Annotated in this window: 15 protein-coding genes; 6 read left to right on the forward strand and 9 right to left on the reverse strand. The window is 74.2% G+C overall.

Annotation, left to right across the window (positions count from 1 at the left end; genetic code table 11):
* Window positions 1-111 precede the first annotated feature (111 nt).
* From ABZ937_RS29255 to ABZ937_RS29270, 4 genes are all read right to left on the reverse strand, one after another.
* On the reverse strand, window positions 112-486 hold the full coding sequence (locus tag ABZ937_RS29255; protein ID WP_009187548.1) for an RNA polymerase-binding protein RbpA: 375 nt from the start codon (window positions 484-486) through the stop codon (window positions 112-114).
* Window positions 487-764: 278 nt separating this feature from the next.
* The gene (locus ABZ937_RS29260) at window positions 765-2,111 is read right to left on the reverse strand and encodes an MFS transporter (protein WP_361696327.1); all 1,347 of its coding nucleotides are present in this window, start codon (window positions 2,109-2,111) and stop codon (window positions 765-767) included.
* Window positions 2,112-2,168: 57 nt separating this feature from the next.
* Complete coding sequence (locus ABZ937_RS29265) at window positions 2,169-2,945, reverse strand: glycerophosphodiester phosphodiesterase (RefSeq protein WP_361696328.1); 777 nt, start codon at window positions 2,943-2,945, stop codon at window positions 2,169-2,171.
* Window positions 2,942-3,613: a hypothetical protein gene (locus ABZ937_RS29270; RefSeq protein WP_361696329.1), complete on the reverse strand. Its 672-nt coding sequence runs from the start codon at window positions 3,611-3,613 to the stop codon at window positions 2,942-2,944. The genes ABZ937_RS29265 and ABZ937_RS29270 overlap by 4 nt, the downstream gene beginning before the upstream one ends.
* A 101-nt stretch (window positions 3,614-3,714) precedes the next feature.
* Between ABZ937_RS29270 and ABZ937_RS29275 the strand changes: the two genes are divergently transcribed.
* A complete protein-coding gene (locus ABZ937_RS29275) occupies window positions 3,715-5,223 on the forward strand; it encodes a PLP-dependent aminotransferase family protein (protein ID WP_361696330.1) in 1,509 nt (502 codons plus the stop codon).
* Window positions 5,224-5,342: 119 nt separating this feature from the next.
* Here ABZ937_RS29275 and ABZ937_RS29280 read toward each other — a convergent pair whose 3' ends face one another.
* Both ABZ937_RS29280 and ABZ937_RS29285 read right to left on the reverse strand, forming a co-directional pair.
* Window positions 5,343-6,953, reverse strand: a complete 1,611-nt coding sequence (locus ABZ937_RS29280) for an ABC transporter ATP-binding protein (RefSeq protein ID WP_361696331.1) — start codon at window positions 6,951-6,953, stop codon at window positions 5,343-5,345.
* 52 nt (window positions 6,954-7,005) lie between these two features.
* Window positions 7,006-7,200 (reverse strand): hypothetical protein, encoded by a 195-nt coding sequence (locus ABZ937_RS29285; RefSeq protein ID WP_258781179.1) that lies wholly within the window; start codon window positions 7,198-7,200, stop codon window positions 7,006-7,008.
* Between the two features lie 323 nt (window positions 7,201-7,523).
* Here ABZ937_RS29285 and ABZ937_RS29290 point away from each other — a divergent pair, with 323 nt between their 5' ends.
* The 5 genes from ABZ937_RS29290 to ABZ937_RS29310 all read left to right on the forward strand — a co-directional run bounded on the left by ABZ937_RS29290 (window position 7,524) and on the right by ABZ937_RS29310 (window position 13,083).
* A complete protein-coding gene (locus ABZ937_RS29290) occupies window positions 7,524-7,916 on the forward strand; it encodes an ankyrin repeat domain-containing protein (protein WP_361696332.1) in 393 nt (130 codons plus the stop codon).
* A 299-nt stretch (window positions 7,917-8,215) separates the two neighbouring features.
* On the forward strand, window positions 8,216-9,634 hold the full coding sequence (locus tag ABZ937_RS29295) for a HEAT repeat domain-containing protein (RefSeq protein ID WP_361696333.1): 1,419 nt from the start codon (window positions 8,216-8,218) through the stop codon (window positions 9,632-9,634).
* A gap of 184 nt (window positions 9,635-9,818) precedes the next feature.
* A complete protein-coding gene (locus ABZ937_RS29300) occupies window positions 9,819-10,946 on the forward strand; it encodes a glycosyltransferase family 1 protein (RefSeq protein WP_361696334.1) in 1,128 nt (375 codons plus the stop codon).
* The gene (locus tag ABZ937_RS29305) at window positions 10,943-12,118 is read left to right on the forward strand and encodes a glycosyltransferase (protein WP_361696335.1); all 1,176 of its coding nucleotides are present in this window, start codon (window positions 10,943-10,945) and stop codon (window positions 12,116-12,118) included. The genes ABZ937_RS29300 and ABZ937_RS29305 overlap by 4 nt, the downstream gene beginning before the upstream one ends.
* Window positions 12,115-13,083, forward strand: a complete 969-nt coding sequence (locus ABZ937_RS29310; RefSeq protein WP_361696336.1) for an SGNH/GDSL hydrolase family protein — start codon at window positions 12,115-12,117, stop codon at window positions 13,081-13,083. Before ABZ937_RS29305 ends, ABZ937_RS29310 begins: the two co-directional genes overlap by 4 nt.
* Here the strand turns inward: ABZ937_RS29310 and ABZ937_RS29315 are convergent.
* The 3 genes from ABZ937_RS29315 to ABZ937_RS29325 are packed head-to-tail and all read right to left on the reverse strand — an operon-like array spanning window position 13,080 to window position 15,333.
* Window positions 13,080-13,964 (reverse strand): biotin-dependent carboxyltransferase family protein, encoded by an 885-nt coding sequence (locus ABZ937_RS29315; protein ID WP_361696337.1) that lies wholly within the window; start codon window positions 13,962-13,964, stop codon window positions 13,080-13,082. The genes ABZ937_RS29310 and ABZ937_RS29315 overlap by 4 nt on opposite strands.
* On the reverse strand, window positions 13,961-14,578 hold the full coding sequence (locus ABZ937_RS29320) for an allophanate hydrolase subunit 1 (protein WP_361696338.1): 618 nt from the start codon (window positions 14,576-14,578) through the stop codon (window positions 13,961-13,963). Before ABZ937_RS29320 ends, ABZ937_RS29315 begins: the two co-directional genes overlap by 4 nt.
* Window positions 14,575-15,333: a 5-oxoprolinase subunit PxpA gene (locus tag ABZ937_RS29325; protein ID WP_361696339.1), complete on the reverse strand. Its 759-nt coding sequence runs from the start codon at window positions 15,331-15,333 to the stop codon at window positions 14,575-14,577. The genes ABZ937_RS29320 and ABZ937_RS29325 overlap by 4 nt, the downstream gene beginning before the upstream one ends.

Here is a 15,333-nt window from a genome sequence, read left to right on the forward strand (position 1 = left end):
TTGAACTCCGGGCGGCCACGGCCGTGTTCGGGCGCCATGCCGTTGACGGAGTCCAATCACGTACGGCGCCCGCGGTCGTTGTGTGCGCTGTAGGCCTAGCCCCGCAAGGGACTACGCGCTCTTGCGGCTGTCCCTGGGGTGTACCGCGATGTTCATCGCCCCCGAGCGCAGAACCGCCAGGCGCTCCTCGAGGACCTCTTCGAGTTCCTCGCGGGTGCGCCGCTCCATCAGCATGTCCCAATGGGTACGCGCGGGCTTGGCCTTCTTCTCTTCAGGGCCGTCGCCGTCCACCAGGAGTGCCGGGGCCCCACAGACCTTGCACTCCCACTCCGGCGGAATCTCCGCCTCGACCGAGAAGGGCATCTCGAAGCGGTGCCCCTTCTCACATGCGTACTCCACGGCCTGGCGCGGGGCCAGGTCGATACCGCGGTCCGTCTCGTAGCTGGTCACTACGAGGCGCGTACCGCGAAGAGCTCGCTCACTCATGAATCGTGCCTCCCGGGCTTGTCGCCCACAGGACAGGTGTCGCTGTCGTCGTCATCCGGTCAACGTCCGGTCGGCGGTAAAGATTCCCGTTCCGAGTCCCGTTCCGGGTCATGCGTCGCCGTCGTAGCCGCCCCTTGTTCTACCCACAGGCGCCCGGTTTGTCACATCTGCTAGCAGATGTCACCCAGCGTTTCGGCATCTTTGACGCGCAGTAACGGTACGCCTGGCAGGCCAAACGCGTACACTACCGCCCTTTCACGCCGAGTGCTAAATCGGCGCTAGATCTTTTCCGGAACCGGGTTGCCCGCCTCGCCGATCGCCCGCCGCACCGGGACCCGCGCGAGCAGGGCGAAGCCGATGACGAAGAAGGCCACCAGCGAGATGATCGCGGACCGATAACTTCCGGTCAGCTGGTAGGTCACGCCGAACAGCAGCGGGCCCAGCCAGCTCATCCCGCGGTCGCTCATCTCGTACGCCGAGAAGTACTCGGCCTCCTTGCCCGGAGGCACCAGATGCGAGAAGAGCGACCGGGACAGCGCCTGACTGCCACCGAGGACCAGGCCGATCCCGGCGGCCAGCACGAAGAACCACACCGGCGCCTTCGCGGGCAGGAACCAGCCGGCCGCCAGCGTGAGCGTCCACGCCACGAGCGAGCCCAGGATCGTCCGCTGCGCCCCGTACGTCCGCGCCAGCCGGCCCATCGCCAGCGCCCCCGCCACGGCCAGCACCTGCACCAGCAGCACGGCCCCGATGAGCGTCGACTGCCCGAGTCCCAGCTCCTCGGAGCCGTAGACGGACGCCTGGGTGATCACCGTCTGGATGCCGTCGTTGTAGACGAGGTACGCCAGCAGGAACGCCAGCGTCAGCGGATGCCGGCGCATGTCCCGGACCGTCGCCGCGAGCTGCCGCAGCCCCGGTGACGTGGTGCGCTCCACGCGCGCGTGCCGGTCACGCAGCCTGCGCAGCGGCACGAGCGTGAAGGCGCCCCACCACAGGCCGGCCGAGGCCAGGCAGACGCGGACCGCGGCGGTCTCGGAGAGGCCGAAGGAGTCGTGCGCCGAGTACAGGACGAGATCGGCGACGAGGACCAGGGAGCCCGCCGCGTAGCCGAAGGCCCAGCCCCGGGAGGAGACCGCGTCGCGCTGGTCCGGCGGCGCGATCTGCGGCAGGTAGGAGTTGTAGAGCATCATCGCGACGGACTGCGCCGCGTTGGCCACGACGAGCAGCACCCCGCCGAGCAGATAGCGGTCGCCGTCCAGGAAGAACATCCCCGTGGTCGCCGCCGCGCCGGTGTACGCCGCCGCGGCGAGCAGCGGCTTCTTACGGCCCGTGCGGTCGGCCGCGCTGCCCACCAGCGGCATCAGGACGACCGCCACGATCACCGACAGGGACACCGAGTAGGCGAAGAAGGAACCCGCGCGGACCGGGACGCCCAGCGGGTGCACATAGCCGCCGCCGTCCGCGGCCCGCTCGGCGACCGAGGTCAGGTACGGGCCGAGGAACACTGTGAGGACGCTCGTCGAATAGACCGAGCAGGCCCAGTCGTAGACGTACCAGCCACGCTGCTCGCGTCTGAGGCCGGCGGTCGCGTCCGCCGTCTCCGTCCGCACGGTGTCGGTGCTCACCCGTGCCCTCGCTTCCCCGCTTCTCCTGCGAAGGCTCGGGCCCAGGCGGCCGGGCGGTCAGACCCAGACGCCGCGGTCCTCCATGACCTTGCGCAACGTGTCGATGTGATCGGTCATGATGCCATCAACCCCCAGGTCCAGGAGCCGGTGCATCCGCTCCGGCTCGTTGATGGTCCACACATGTACCTGCAGCCCGAGCGCGTGCGCGACGCGGACGAAACGGTGGTCGACCACGGGCACGCCCGACTGGGCCTCGGGCACCTGCGCGGCCACGGCCGACCGGCGCACCGCGGCCGGCAGCCCCCAGGAACGCAGCCGCAGGTTCAGCACCCCGCGGGTGCCGAACGAGGTGGCCAGCCGCGGCCCGGCCAGCCGCTGGGCGCGCAGCACGCGCGCCTCGGAGAAGGAGCCCACGCAGACCCGGTCCCAGGCGTTCGTGCGCTCGATCAGCTCCAGCAGGGGCCGCAGCGCCGGCTCCGCCTTGATGTCGACGTTCCAGCGCACCTCGGGGAAGGTCTCCAGCAGCTCCTCGAACAGCGGCACCGGTTCACGGCCGGCCACGCGCGCCTGCTGTATCTCCGCCCACGGCAGGTCGGCGATCCGGCCCGCGCCGTCGGTGACCCGGTCCAGGGTCGTGTCGTGGAAGGCGACCAGCCGGCCGTCCGCCGAGGCGTGCACGTCCGTCTCGATGTACCGGTAGCCCAGCTCCACCGCGCGCCGGAACTGGGCCACGGTGTTCTCCAGGCCGTCGGCGGCCCCGCCCCGGTGGGCGAAGGCGATCGGCCCGGGGTGGTCCAGGTAGGGGTGGCGCGGTGGCGGTGTCGTGAGGCTCACGGTCGCAGTATGACCCGCTCGGGTGTCGCGCCGGCAACGACCGTGCCGCCCGCCGATGCCGACGGGACGGCGAACACCCGCAGGAACAGCTGCGCCAGCGGGCCGATGGACACGGCGTACAGCACGGTGCCCACGCCGATGGTGCCGCCCAGGACGAACCCGGTCACCACCACCGCCACCTCGATCGCCGTCCGCATCAGCCGGATCGACCGGCCGGTGCGCCGGTGCAGGCCCGTCATCAGCCCGTCGCGCGGGCCGGGACCGAAGCGCGCCGAGATGTACAGGCCGGTCGCCGCGCCGTTCAGCACGATCCCCGCGAGCAGGACCGGCACACGCACGGCGAGGGAGCGCGCGTCCGGGAGGAGCGCGAGCGTGCCGTCCATGGCGAGACCGACCACGAAGACGTTGGAGACCGTGCCGAGCCCGGGCCGCTGGCGCAGCGGGACCCACAGGAGCAGCACGGCCGCGCCGACGATGATCGACACGACCCCGATGCTCAGTCCCGTCAGTTCCGCGAGGCCCTGGTGGAGCACGTTCCACGGCTCCAGTCCCAGTCCCGCCGCCACGAGCAGCGCGGAGCTGGCGCCGTACAGCGCGAGTCCGGTGTACAGCTGGATCAGCCGTCGTCCGAGACTGCGACCGGAAGCGGGCGCGCTGGGAGTGGACACGGGAAAACCCCCTGAGTGGTGGCGGTGGCCTGACTCATGACACTCTGTGGCTTGGGTGGAATCGCCATCCATGGCCAATTCGGGGAAGGTGGACTGATCTCATGGCGCAGTGGACCTCGGCAATGGGTGCCGCGCAGCTCGCCCGTCTCCTCAATTCCCAGCAGGACCGCCCGGCCGGCCCCGGCACCCGCCGTCCCCCCGCCTACCGCGCCCTCGCCGACGGCATCCGGCTGCTCGTGCTGGAAGGCCGCGTCCCGGTGGCCGCGCGCCTCCCCGCCGAACGCGAACTGGCCCTGTCCCTCTCCGTCAGCCGCACCACCGTCGCGGCGGCCTACGAGGCGCTGCGCGGCGAGGGCTTCCTGGAGTCCCGGCGCGGCGCGGGCAGCTGGACCGCCGTTCCGGCCGGCAACCCGATCCCGGCCCGTGGCCTGGAACCGCTGCCCCCGGAGGCCCTCGGCTCGGTGATCGACCTGGGCTGTGCCTCGCTGCCGGCGCCCGAGCCGTGGCTGACCCGGGCCGTGCAGGGCGCCCTGGAGGAGCTGCCGCCGTACGCCCACACCCACGGCGACTACCCGGCCGGGCTGCCCGCCCTGCGCTCGATGATCGCCGAGCGCTACACCGCGCGCGGGATCCCCACCATGCCGGAGCAGATCATGGTGACGACCGGTGCGATGGGCGCCATAGACGCGATCTGCCACCTCTTCGCGGGCCGCGGCGAACGCATCGCCGTCGAGTCCCCGTCCTACGCCAACATCCTCCAGCTGATGCGCGAGGCGGGCGCCCGGCTGGTCCCCGTCGCGATGGCCGAGGGCCTCTCGGGCTGGGACATGGACCGCTGGCGGCAGGTCCTGCGCGAGGCGGCGCCGCGCATCGCCTACGTGGTCGCCGACTTCCACAACCCCACCGGGGCGCTCGCCGACGAGGACCAGCGGCGGCGGCTGGTGGACGCGGCCCGCTCGGCCGGCACGGTGCTCGTCGCCGACGAGACGATGTCCGAACTCTGGCTCGACGAGGACTTCCGGGACGGCGGGATGCCCCGCCCGGTGTGCGGCTTCGACCCGGCCGGCTCCACGGTGATCACGGTCGGCTCGGCCAGCAAGGCGTTCTGGGCGGGGATGCGGATCGGCTGGGTGCGGGCGGCGCCGGACGTCATCCGCAGCCTGGTCGCCGCGCGGGCGTACGCCGACCTGGGCACGCCGGTGCTGGAACAGCTGGCCGTGAACTGGCTCTTCAGCACGGGTGGCTGGGAACAGGCGGTGGAGCTGCGCCGCGCGCAGGCCCGCGAGAACCGCGACGCGCTGGTCGCGGCCCTCCGCCGGGAGCTTCCCGACTGGGAGTTCGAGGTTCCCCAGGGCGGCCTGACCCTCTGGGTCCGGGCCGGCGGTCTCTCCGGCTCCCGGCTCGCCGAAGCGGGCGAGCGAACCGGCGTCCGTGTCCCGTCCGGCCCCCGCTTCGGTGTCGACGGCGCCTTCGAGGGCTACGTACGCCTTCCGTTCACCGTCGGGGGAGCGGTGGCGGAGGAAGCGGCGACCCGGCTCGCCGCCGCGGCCCGCCTGGTGGAGTCGGGCGCGACGGGCGGCACGGAGGCACCGCGCACGTTCGTGGCGTAGGCCGTCCGGGTTTCGTACCCGCGTAGCTGCGGGCAGTCGTGCCGCGGGGGCGGCACGGGTGGGCGCAGCGGCACCCACCGGCGTGGCGAGCGGAACGCCGGCCGGCGCAGGGTGCCCGGCTAGCTCTCGGCCGCCACAGGCTCCGCGGTCACCGGGGTCTTCTCGGCCGTCGGCTTCACCAGGTCCGTCGGTTCCGCCTCCATCGCGGTGGCCCGTGCCGGCAGCAGCTCCAGCACCGCCTGCCGGTCGGCATCACTCGTGGCGTCGTCGTACGGATCCGGCGTACGCGGCACCTGAAGCCGGTGCACCGGACCTGACCCCAGCCGCGCGTACCCCCGCCCCGGCGGCACATGTCCCGGCGACGTGGTGTGCGGCGGCACCCCGAGCACCGCCTCCACCTGCCGCGGCGCCGCGGTCCCGAGCACGACACGCGCGCGCGTGTGCTGCCGTACCGCGTCGCTGAGCGCCTCCGCGCTGTCGATCTGCTCGGCGACGACCACGGTCACGTTCGCCGCCCGGCCGTGCCGCAGCGGAACCTGGAGCAGCGCCTGCGGGTCCTTGCGGCCGTCCGTCGCGGCGAGGTGCGCGAAGACGCCGGGCCGGTCCAGCAGGATCCACAGCGGGCGCCTGGTGTCCTCGGGCGGCGGGTCGCCCGCCTGCCGGGCGAGGTTGATCGCGATGAGCCGCCGCTCGGTCTCCTGCGCGGCCCACTCCAGGCTGGCCAGTGCCCCCGGGAGCGCGCACTCCACGGCCAGTACGCCGTCCCGGCCGGTCAGACAGGCGTACTCGCCGGTTCCGCCGCCGTCGACGATCAGCACATCGCCGTACTGCAGGGCCTGCAGGGCGATGGAGCGCAGCAGTGTGGACGTGCCGCTTCCGGGGTGGCCCATGGCCAGCAGGTGCGGCTCGGTGGAGCGGATGCCGGTGCGCCACACGACCGGGGGGACGTCGATCCGCTCCTCTCCGTAGGAGAGCGGGAGCGTGCGCTGGACCTCGCTCGGGTCGGTGAAGCCGAGGACGGTCTCGCCCGGCGCGGTGACGAAGCGCTGGGCCGGGATGTCGGCGGGCAGCGGCGCGAGGACGCTCACCGTGAGCTGGTTGCCCGCCTCGTCCCACGCGAAGTGGTACTCACGGCCCCGCCCCGCCTTCGCGGCGAGCAGCAGCTCGATCCGCGCGCGGGCCTCGGGCTCGCCGTCCGGGAAGTAGGCGGGGTAGCGGATCACGAGGTGCCCGACGCGCCCGGCGTCGTCGAACTCGTGCGCCGTGAAGGCCTTCTCCCACTCCCCGCCGTGCGCGTACAGCGGCGCCGGGTCCTCGGCGCCGGAGAAGTACGGCACCAGGGCCTCGTACAGCGTCCGGAGCCGTTCGGCCTGGGACTCGTCGGGCCCTTCGGGCGCCCGCGGGGTACGGTCGCGGCCCTGCCAGGCCGCTGCCGCCATCACGGTGATGACGGCGAGCAGCGGACCGTACGGAACGAGGGCCACGACCAGGATCACGGAGGCCGCCAGGAACAGCAGTGGCCCGCGCTTGTCCTTGGGCGTGTCCGCCCACCTGCGCCGGCCGGCCGAGGCCAGCAGTCGCAGCCCGCGCGTCACGGTGATCAGCGGGTGGAGGACGTCGGTGGCGCTGTCGGCCGCCGTCCGGGCCAGCTCCCTGCTCCGGGCGATCTGCGTCCGGGCGATCTGGGCGCTGTCCTTGCTCAGAATGCGGGGAAGAGGGCGCCGGGCCACTGCTGTCTCCTGGTGGTGCGAGCGGGTGGGAGGGGCGGCGGGAGGGGCGGCGTCAGAACTTGATGCCGCCGAGGAGGCTGGCCAGACTCTCGCCGCCTGCCTTGATGCTGGGGGCGATGCCCGTGCTGGCCAGGTAGAAGCCGAACAGTGCCGAGGTGCATGCGTGCGAGCCCTTGAGTCCGTCCTTCCGGAAGAAGAGGAAGACGATGATGCCGAGCAGCAGGACGCCTGACAGGGAGAGGATCATTTCGGGTCTCCTGGTGTCGAAGGTGGGGGACAGTCACCGTGAGTTCTTCCAGGATCACAGGATGTATCCATACGATTAAAGGTGCAACTGGATGAAAATCGGATAATTTCCCCCACTCGGGGGAGTTGGCTTTGAACCGGTTGACCAGCCCTGTTGCTTCCGACTAGGCCTGTTGCTGATCTTTACCTCGGGCACATCGGGTCATGTGCCGCAGGAGCCAGTACGCTGGCGATTCACCCGTACGGTCGTGCCCCGCTCGCTGCCGTACGCTCGCTCAGTCCCCGAAGCAGTCCCCGAACGCGCATGGAGAGGCGGTCCCGCCGATGAGTGAAGTTCCCGACCCCGAGGTCGTGGAGCTGGCGACCAAGATCTTCGATCTGGCCCGGCAGGGGCAGACCGAGGCGCTCGTGGCGTATGTCGACGCGGGTGTTCCGGCCAACCTCACCAACGACCGCGGCGACTCCCTGGTGATGCTCGCCGCCTATCACGGTCACGCCGACGCGGTGCGTGCGCTGCTCGCCCGCGGCGCGGCGGCGGACCAGGTCAACGACCGGGGTCAAACCCCGCTCGCGGGTGCCGTCTTCAAGGGTGAGACGGACGTGATCAAGGCTCTCCTGGAAGGCGGAGCCAATCCTTCCGCCGGTACGCCGTCGGCCGTCGACACGGCCCGGATGTTCGGCAAGACGGAACTCCTGGAACTGTTCGGCGCACACTGAAGCAGTGTCCTGACCAGGTACGACACAGAAAACGGGGGAGGCGGTAAAGGGCCGCCGGAAATACGGTCGCGGCAGCACACACCGCGGGTCATCATGACGTCGTGATTCACGGACGCGATGGCTGGGCAGGTGTTGCCGCACCGCGCGGGCCGTGATGCGGTCCGCATGGGCCACCGACGAGAGGCAGAGAGAGATGGTCTACAGCAAGCAAGAGACGGCGGGCGCTCCGACGTTGTGTCACGCGGCCAGGTAATGCGTGTTCCCCGGTTGCGTCGACGCTTGATGTGAGGCTGTTTCCCATGTTCGATCCGGTCATAGCGCCCAGCGGTACGCTGCTCGGCCTCCTCCAGAGGGGGCGCGGCGACGGCACCCTGCATGCGCTTACCGCCCCGCGCGCCGAGGCGCTCGCGGCCCTGAACCACTGTGTGCTGCGCGACCCCCGCCACGACTGGCAGGTGGAGAACCGCTCCCTGTACTACGCCCGGCTCTACCTCGACCTGAACGGCGAGCTGGACGCCGTGGAGGCGCACCTCTTCGACCCCGAGGACATCGTCGACACCGACGAGTCCCGCACCGGCCTGGCCCTGGCCGTCCTCGGACACCTCGCCTCCTACGGCAGGCGGGACGCCCTCGAACTGCTGCGCAGGTACGCCGCGCACGGCTCCAACTGGGCCTGGGCGCTGGACGAGCTGGCCCTGCGGGACGACGACGCGGGCCTGCGCGCCCTCGCCGCCCCCGTCCTGGCCCGCTTCGGCACCGACCCCGAGGGCGAGGCCGAACTGGCCACCGCCGTACGCGACGCCTTCGAGCCACGGCCCTGGCGGCTGTGGGCCGAGGATCCGCGCGAATCGATCGCCACGCGTGTGCGTGCCGCCCAGGAAGCCGGCTGTTTCGACCGCTGGCAGCGCCAGATGCGACCAACGGGGCCCCGGCCGGGGTGGAGCGTCCGCGCCGTCTTCGAGTGGGCCCAGCAGGGCATGGAGCGCGGCGCCGCCCTCCACGTGCCCGCCGCCCGCTGCCTGGTCGCCGTGGCCGGCCCCGAGGACCGGCCCGAGATCCTCCAGGCCGCCAGGTCGGGCATCGACGGCGCCCGCTGCACCGCCCTGCGCTACCTGGCCGACAGCAACGACCCCGCCGCCCTCGACCTGATCGAGATCGCGGTCACCGACGGCACGGCACCCGTCCTGGAGGCCGCCGTCGACGCCTTCGAACGGATGCGCAGCGTCGCCGCCGTCGACCGCGCGCGCGGCTGGGCCCAGCGCCCCGACGCGCTCGGCGCCGCCGCCGGCCGTATGCTCGCCTGCCGGGGCGGCACCCAGGACCGCGATCTCGTCCTCGGCGCCCTCCGCGAGGCCGTACGCGGAGAGGGGCCGGACGCGCCCACCCTGTGGACCCTCGTGGACGGCGCCGGCCGCCTCGGCATCGCCTGCGCGGCCCCCGTCCTGCGCCACATCTACCGCGAGACGGCCTCCTCCCACCTCCGCGGCCGTGCCGCCCGCGCGCTGGCCGCCACCGACCCCTCCTTCGCCACCGGCTTCGCCGTCGAATGCCTGTGGGACTGCGAGGAGACCACCCGCGAGATCGCCGCCCGGCACGCCGAGACCGGTGACACCCGGGTCGTGGAGCGCCTGCGCCGACTGGCCGCCGACCCGGCCGAGGAGGCCGAGGTGCAGACCGCGGTACGCAGCCGCTTCGGACCGGACGCGGCCCTCGGCTGACCCTCACCCGCCGGCTCGCGGCGCGGACGCGTACCTGCCGGGTGAACACCGGGTGACCCGCGGGTCAGGCGGCCATGACGGCCGCCTGACCCGCTCGGGTGTGCAGTCCAACGCTCATGGGACGTTCCCCGGGCGGAAAGATCGAAGTTGACGCGGGCACGTCCGGCACGGCGACAACACCCGTATGCGTGTCGTCATCGTGACCGAATCCTTTCCCCCCGATGTGAACGGCGTGGCCCACTGCGCGCTCCAGACCGCCCGGCACCTCGTAGACCGCGGTCACCACCCGCTCGTCGTCGCCCCCGCCCCCGCACCCGGCAGCGGCCCGGACACGGACGCCCCGTGCCCGGTCGTCCGGGTCCCCTCCCTTCCGCTCCCCGGCTACCCCCAGGTCCGCGTCGCGCTGCCCAGCCGGCGCCTCGCCGCCGCCCTCGTCGCGCACCGCCCCGACGTGGTCCACCTGGCCAGCCCCTTCATCCTCGGCGTCCGCGGCATGGCCGCCGCCGCCCGGCTCGGCATCCCCGCCGTCGCCGTCTACCAGACCGACCTCGCCGGATACGCCCGCACCTACATGGGCGCCGGGGAGGCCGCCGCCTGGCGCCGGATCCGCTCCGTGCACGCCGCCGCCGACCGCACCCTGGCCCCCTCCAGCGCCGCCCGGTCCGACCTGGAGGAGCACGGCGTACCGCGGGTACGGCTGTGGCCGCGCGGCGTGGACACCGTACGTTTCCAGCCATGGCGCCGTGACGAGGCGCTGCGCCGCGAACTCGCCCCGAACGGCGAACTGATCGTCGGCTACGTCGGCCGGCTCGCCCCCGAGAAGCACGTCGAACTCCTCTCCGGAGTCTGCGGGCTGCCCGGCGTGCGGGTCGTCGTCGTCGGCGACGGACCCAGCCAGGCCCATCTGACCGAGGCCCTGCCCGGCGCCGTCTTCCTGGGCCGCCGCACCGGCGACGACCTGGCCCGGATCTTCGCCTCGCTGGACCTGTTCGTGCACACCGGCCCCTTCGAGACCTTCTGCCAGACCGTCCAGGAGGCCATGGCCAGCGGTGTCCCGGTGATCGCGCCCGCCGCCGGCGGCCCGCTCGACCTGGTCGCCCACGGCCGCACCGGCCTGCTCGTCCCGCCGCGCGACGCCGACGCCGTGCAGCAGGCCGTCCGCACCCTCGCCGCCGACCCCGCGCAGCGGGCCGCGTACGGCGCCGCCGCTCGCGCGACGGTCGAGGGCCGCACCTGGGCCGCCATCGGCGACCGGCTGATCGACCACTACGACGAGGTCCTCGCGGCCCGCAGGACGGCGGTGGCGGCATGACCGGACCGTCCCTGCGCATAGTCCGCCTCGCCAACTTCGTCGCCCCCGCCTCCGGCGGTCTGCGCACCGCCCTGCGCGAACTGGGCAAGGGCTTCCGGGCCGCGGGCCACGAACCCGTCCTCATCGTGCCCGGCGAACGGCACACCGACTGCGACACCGAGCAGGGCCGGGTCATCACCCTGCCCGGCCCGACGCTGCCCGGCACCGGCGGCTACCGCGTCCTCACCGACAAGCGGCGCGTGGCCGCCCTGCTGGAGGAGCTGGCCCCGGACCGCCTGGAGGTCTCCGACCGCACCACCCTGCGCTGGACCGGCCGCTGGGCCCGTCGCGCGCGCGTGCCCGCCGTGATGGTCTCCCACGAGACCGCCGACGGCGTGCTGCGCACCTGGGGCCTGCCCGAGCACCTCGCCCGGCGCGCCGCCGACGCCCTGAACACCCGCACCGCGCACGTCTACGCGCGGGTGGTGTGCACCACCGAGTTCGCCGAGCGCGAGTTCGTGCGCATCGGCGCGCGCAACGTCGTACGCGCCCCCCTCGGCGTCGACCTGATGGAACGCCACCCCGCGCTGCGCGACCGGGGGCTGCGCGAGCGCCACGCGCGCGCGGACGAGGCGCTGCTCGTGATGGCCTCCCGGCTGTCCGTGGAGAAGCGCCCCGGCACGGCCCTGGACGCCCTGGAGGCGCTGCTCGGCCGGGGCCGGCGGGCGGTGCTCGTGGTGGCCGGGGACGGGCCGCTGCGGGCCCGGCTGGAGCAGCGCGCGCGGGACCGCGGGCTCCCGGTGACCTTCCTGGGGCACCTCTCCGACCGGGCCGCCCTCGGCGCGCTCCAGGCGTCCGCCGACGTGTGCCTCGCCCCCGGGCCCGCCGAGACCTTCGGGCTCGCCGCACTGGAGGCCATGGCGTGCGGCACGCCCGTGGTGGCGAGCGCCTCGTCCGCGCTGCCCGAGGTCATCGGGGCCGCCGGGGCCACCGCGGCCGGCGGCGGGGAGGCGTTCGCGGACGCCGTGGAACTGCTCCTGGAGCGCCGCGAGCCCCAGCGGCGCGAAGCGGCACGCGCGCGTGCCGAGTGCTTCGGCTGGGGAACCGCCGTGGAGGCCTTCCTGGCGGCCCACGACGCGGGGGTGCTGCGCCGCGCCGACTCCCGTCCCGCCCTGCCGGAGGCCGCGGCATGAGACCCGTCCGCTTCGTCGCCCTCGGGGACTCGCTGACCGAGGGCGTGGGCGACCCGGCCGGTGACGGCTGGCGGGGCTGGGCCGCGCTGCTGGCGCCCTCCCTCGCCGAGCACGGCGACCACGTACGGTTCACCAACCTCGCGGTCAGCGGGGCGCAGACCCGGGACGTGCTGGAACGGCAGACGCCGGCCGCCCTGGAGCTGCGCCCCGAACTGGTGTCCGTGGTCATCGGTGTCAACGACACGCTGCGCCGCACCTTCGACATCCACGCCGTGGCCGCCCACCTCGACCAGGTCTACGCGGCCTTCGCCCGCCAGGGCGCCACCCTGCTCACCGCCTGCCTGCCCGACCCCGGTGCCATGCTCCGCCTCCCGGCCGCGCTGGCCCGCCCGCTGGCCCGCCGGCAGCGGGCGGTCAACACGGTGGTCCACGCGCTGTCCGAGCGGTACGGAGCCGTCCATCTGCACGCGGCGGACGGTGTCTGGATCACCGACCGGAGCCTGTGGAGCGCCGACCGGCTGCACCCGGGCGAGCGCGGCCACCGGCAGCTCGCCGTCCGCTGCCACGCGCTGCTCACCGAGGCGGGCCGCGCGACCGGCGAACCGCCCTCGCCCGAGCCGGAGTTCCCCGCGCCGACCCGCACGGCGAGCCTGTGGTGGCTGGCCACGGCCGGGACCGGGTGGGTCGTCCGGCGCTGCAACGACCTGCTGCCGCAGCTGCTGCGCCTCGCCGCCGACGAGCTGCACCACCGCGCGCGGGGCACCGGCGCCCGCCTGGACCTGCGCGCGTCGGCCGCGGTCTCGGCGGCCCTCGCGGCCCTCCCGGAGGCTCCCGGTGACGGCACCGAGGCGCAGCGGCGCCACGCCGACAAGGACGCTGTGGGTGGTGTGGAGGCCGTTCCCGCGCAGCGGCGGCGTACCGACCGGTGTGCGGTCCTGCCGGAGGGCGCCGTCGAGACCGTCTAGGCCGTCGAGGAGCGGCGGCGCCGTACCGGTACGAACCGGACCGGGGTGCCCGGCAGCGCCTGTGCGGCGGCCGGCAGGTCGGCGGCGCGGACCACCGCGATCACCGGGTAGCCGCCGGTGGTCGGATGGTCCGCGAGGAAGACCACCGGGCGTCCGTCCGGCGGCACCTGGACGGCACCGAGAACCACGCCCTCGCTGGGGAGTTCACCGGGCCGGGCACGCTCCAGCGCGGGCCCCTCGGTGCGCAGCCCGATGCGGTTGCTCGCCGGTGAGACCCGGTACGCGCGCGTGGCGAGATCCCGGACCGCCCGCGCCGTGAACCAGTCGTCGCGCGGGCCCGGGGTCACCCGGAGCACGAGTTCCGCCGGCGGACGCGGCTGCGGCGCGCCGTCCACACGCGCGGGGGGCCCGGCGGGGATGCCCAGCGGCAGCACCACACCGTCCGCGAGCGGGGCCGGGCCCAGGCCGGACAGCAGGTCGGTGGCGCGGCTGCCGAGGACCGGCTCCACGGCGACACCACCGGAGACGGCCACATAGCCGCGCACGCCGGCCGTGGCCGCGCCCACCTCCAGCAGCGCGCCCGCCGGCACCACGACCGGGGCGCCCCACGCGGCCGGGCGGCCGCCCACCGTCACCGGGCAGGGCGCGCCGCCGACCGCGACGGTCACCGTCGAACGCGGGCGCAGCGCACAGCCGTCGAGCGTGGTCTCCAGGACGGCGGCGTCCGGCGGATTGCCGACGAGCCGGTTCACCAGCGCCGCCGCGGGCGGGTCGAGCGCACCGGAGCGCGGCACGCCGAGATGCGCGTACCCCGGCCGTCCGCGGTCCTGCACGGTGGTGAGCGCCCCGGCGCGCACCACCACGAGAGCACGATCGGTCATGCGCCCTCCACCGGCACGAACCGCACACGCGTCCCCGGTGCCAGCAGAGCGGCCGGCACGCGCGCGTGGTCCCACAGGACCGCGTCCGTCGTACCGATCAGCTGCCAGCCGCCCGGTGAGGAGCGCGGGTACACCCCCGTGTACGGCCCGGCCAGCGCCACGGCACCGGCGGGGACCGCCGTGCGCGGGGTGGCGCGGCGCGGGACGTCGTAGCGGCCCGGGAGCCCGGTGAGATAGCCGAAGCCGGGGGCGAACCCGCAGAAGGCCACCGTGAACTCGGTGCCCGCGTGGATGCGGGCCGCCTCCCGCTCGGTCACCCCCCAGTGCCCGGCGACCGTCGCGAGGTCCGGGCCGTCGTAGCGGACGGGCAGTTCGACCAGCTCACGCGCGCGTGCGGGCGCCTCCGGGATCCGCGCGGCGGTCAGTGCCGCCGCCCAGCGGGCCGGGTCGTCCAGCCCGTCGAGCAGGACCGTACGGGCCGCCGGGACGATCTCGCGGACGGTGAGCGCGCCCTCCGCGCGGCGCCGCAGCAGCTCCGCGTGCAGGGCCTGCGCCTCCGCCCCGGAGGACACCTCCACGAGCAGGGCGTCGTCGCCGACGGGGAGTGCCCTCACGCGAACGCCTCCACGCGCACGCCCGCCGCCACCAGCCGCTCGCGCACCCGACGGGCCAGGCCGACCGCGCCGGGCGTGTCGCCGTGCAGGCACAGCGACCGGGCGCGCACCCGAATCCGCGCGCCGGAGTGCGCGATGACCGCGCCGGAGCGTGCGAGGCTCACCGAGCGCTCCACGACGGCGTCCGGGTCGGTCACCACGGCGCCCTCCCGGCCGCGCGGCACCAGCGTGCCCTCGTCGGTGTACGCGCGGTCCGCGAACGCCTCCGTGACGGCCGGCAGCCCCGCCTCCGCGGCCAGCTCCAGCAGCCGCGAGCCGGGCAGACCCAGCACCGGCAGCGATGCGTCGGCCAGGCGCACGCCCTCGATCACCGCGCGGGCCTGCTCCTCGTCGCGCACGACCCGGTTGTAGAGCGCGCCGTGCGGCTTGACGTACGCCACGCGCGCCCCCGCCGCCCGCGCGAACACCTCCAAGGCGCCGATTTGGTAAGCCACTTCGGCCGCCAGCTCGGCGGGCGGCACGTCCATCGCGCGCCGCCCGAAACCGGCGAGGTCCCGGTAGGAGACCTGCGCGCCGATCGTCACCCCGCGCTCGGCCGCCAGCTCGCACACCCGGCGCATGGTGGCCGCGTCCCCGGCGTGGAAGCCACAGGCCACGTTGGCACTGGTGACGACGGACAGCAGCTGTTCGTCGTCGGTCAGCCGCCAGCGGCCGAAGCCCTCGCCGAGGTCGGCGTTCAGATCGATCGCGGTCAT

The sequence above is a fragment of the Streptomyces sp. NPDC046727 genome (assembly GCF_040645635.1).
Taxonomy (GTDB): Bacteria; Actinomycetota; Actinomycetes; order Streptomycetales; family Streptomycetaceae; genus Streptomyces.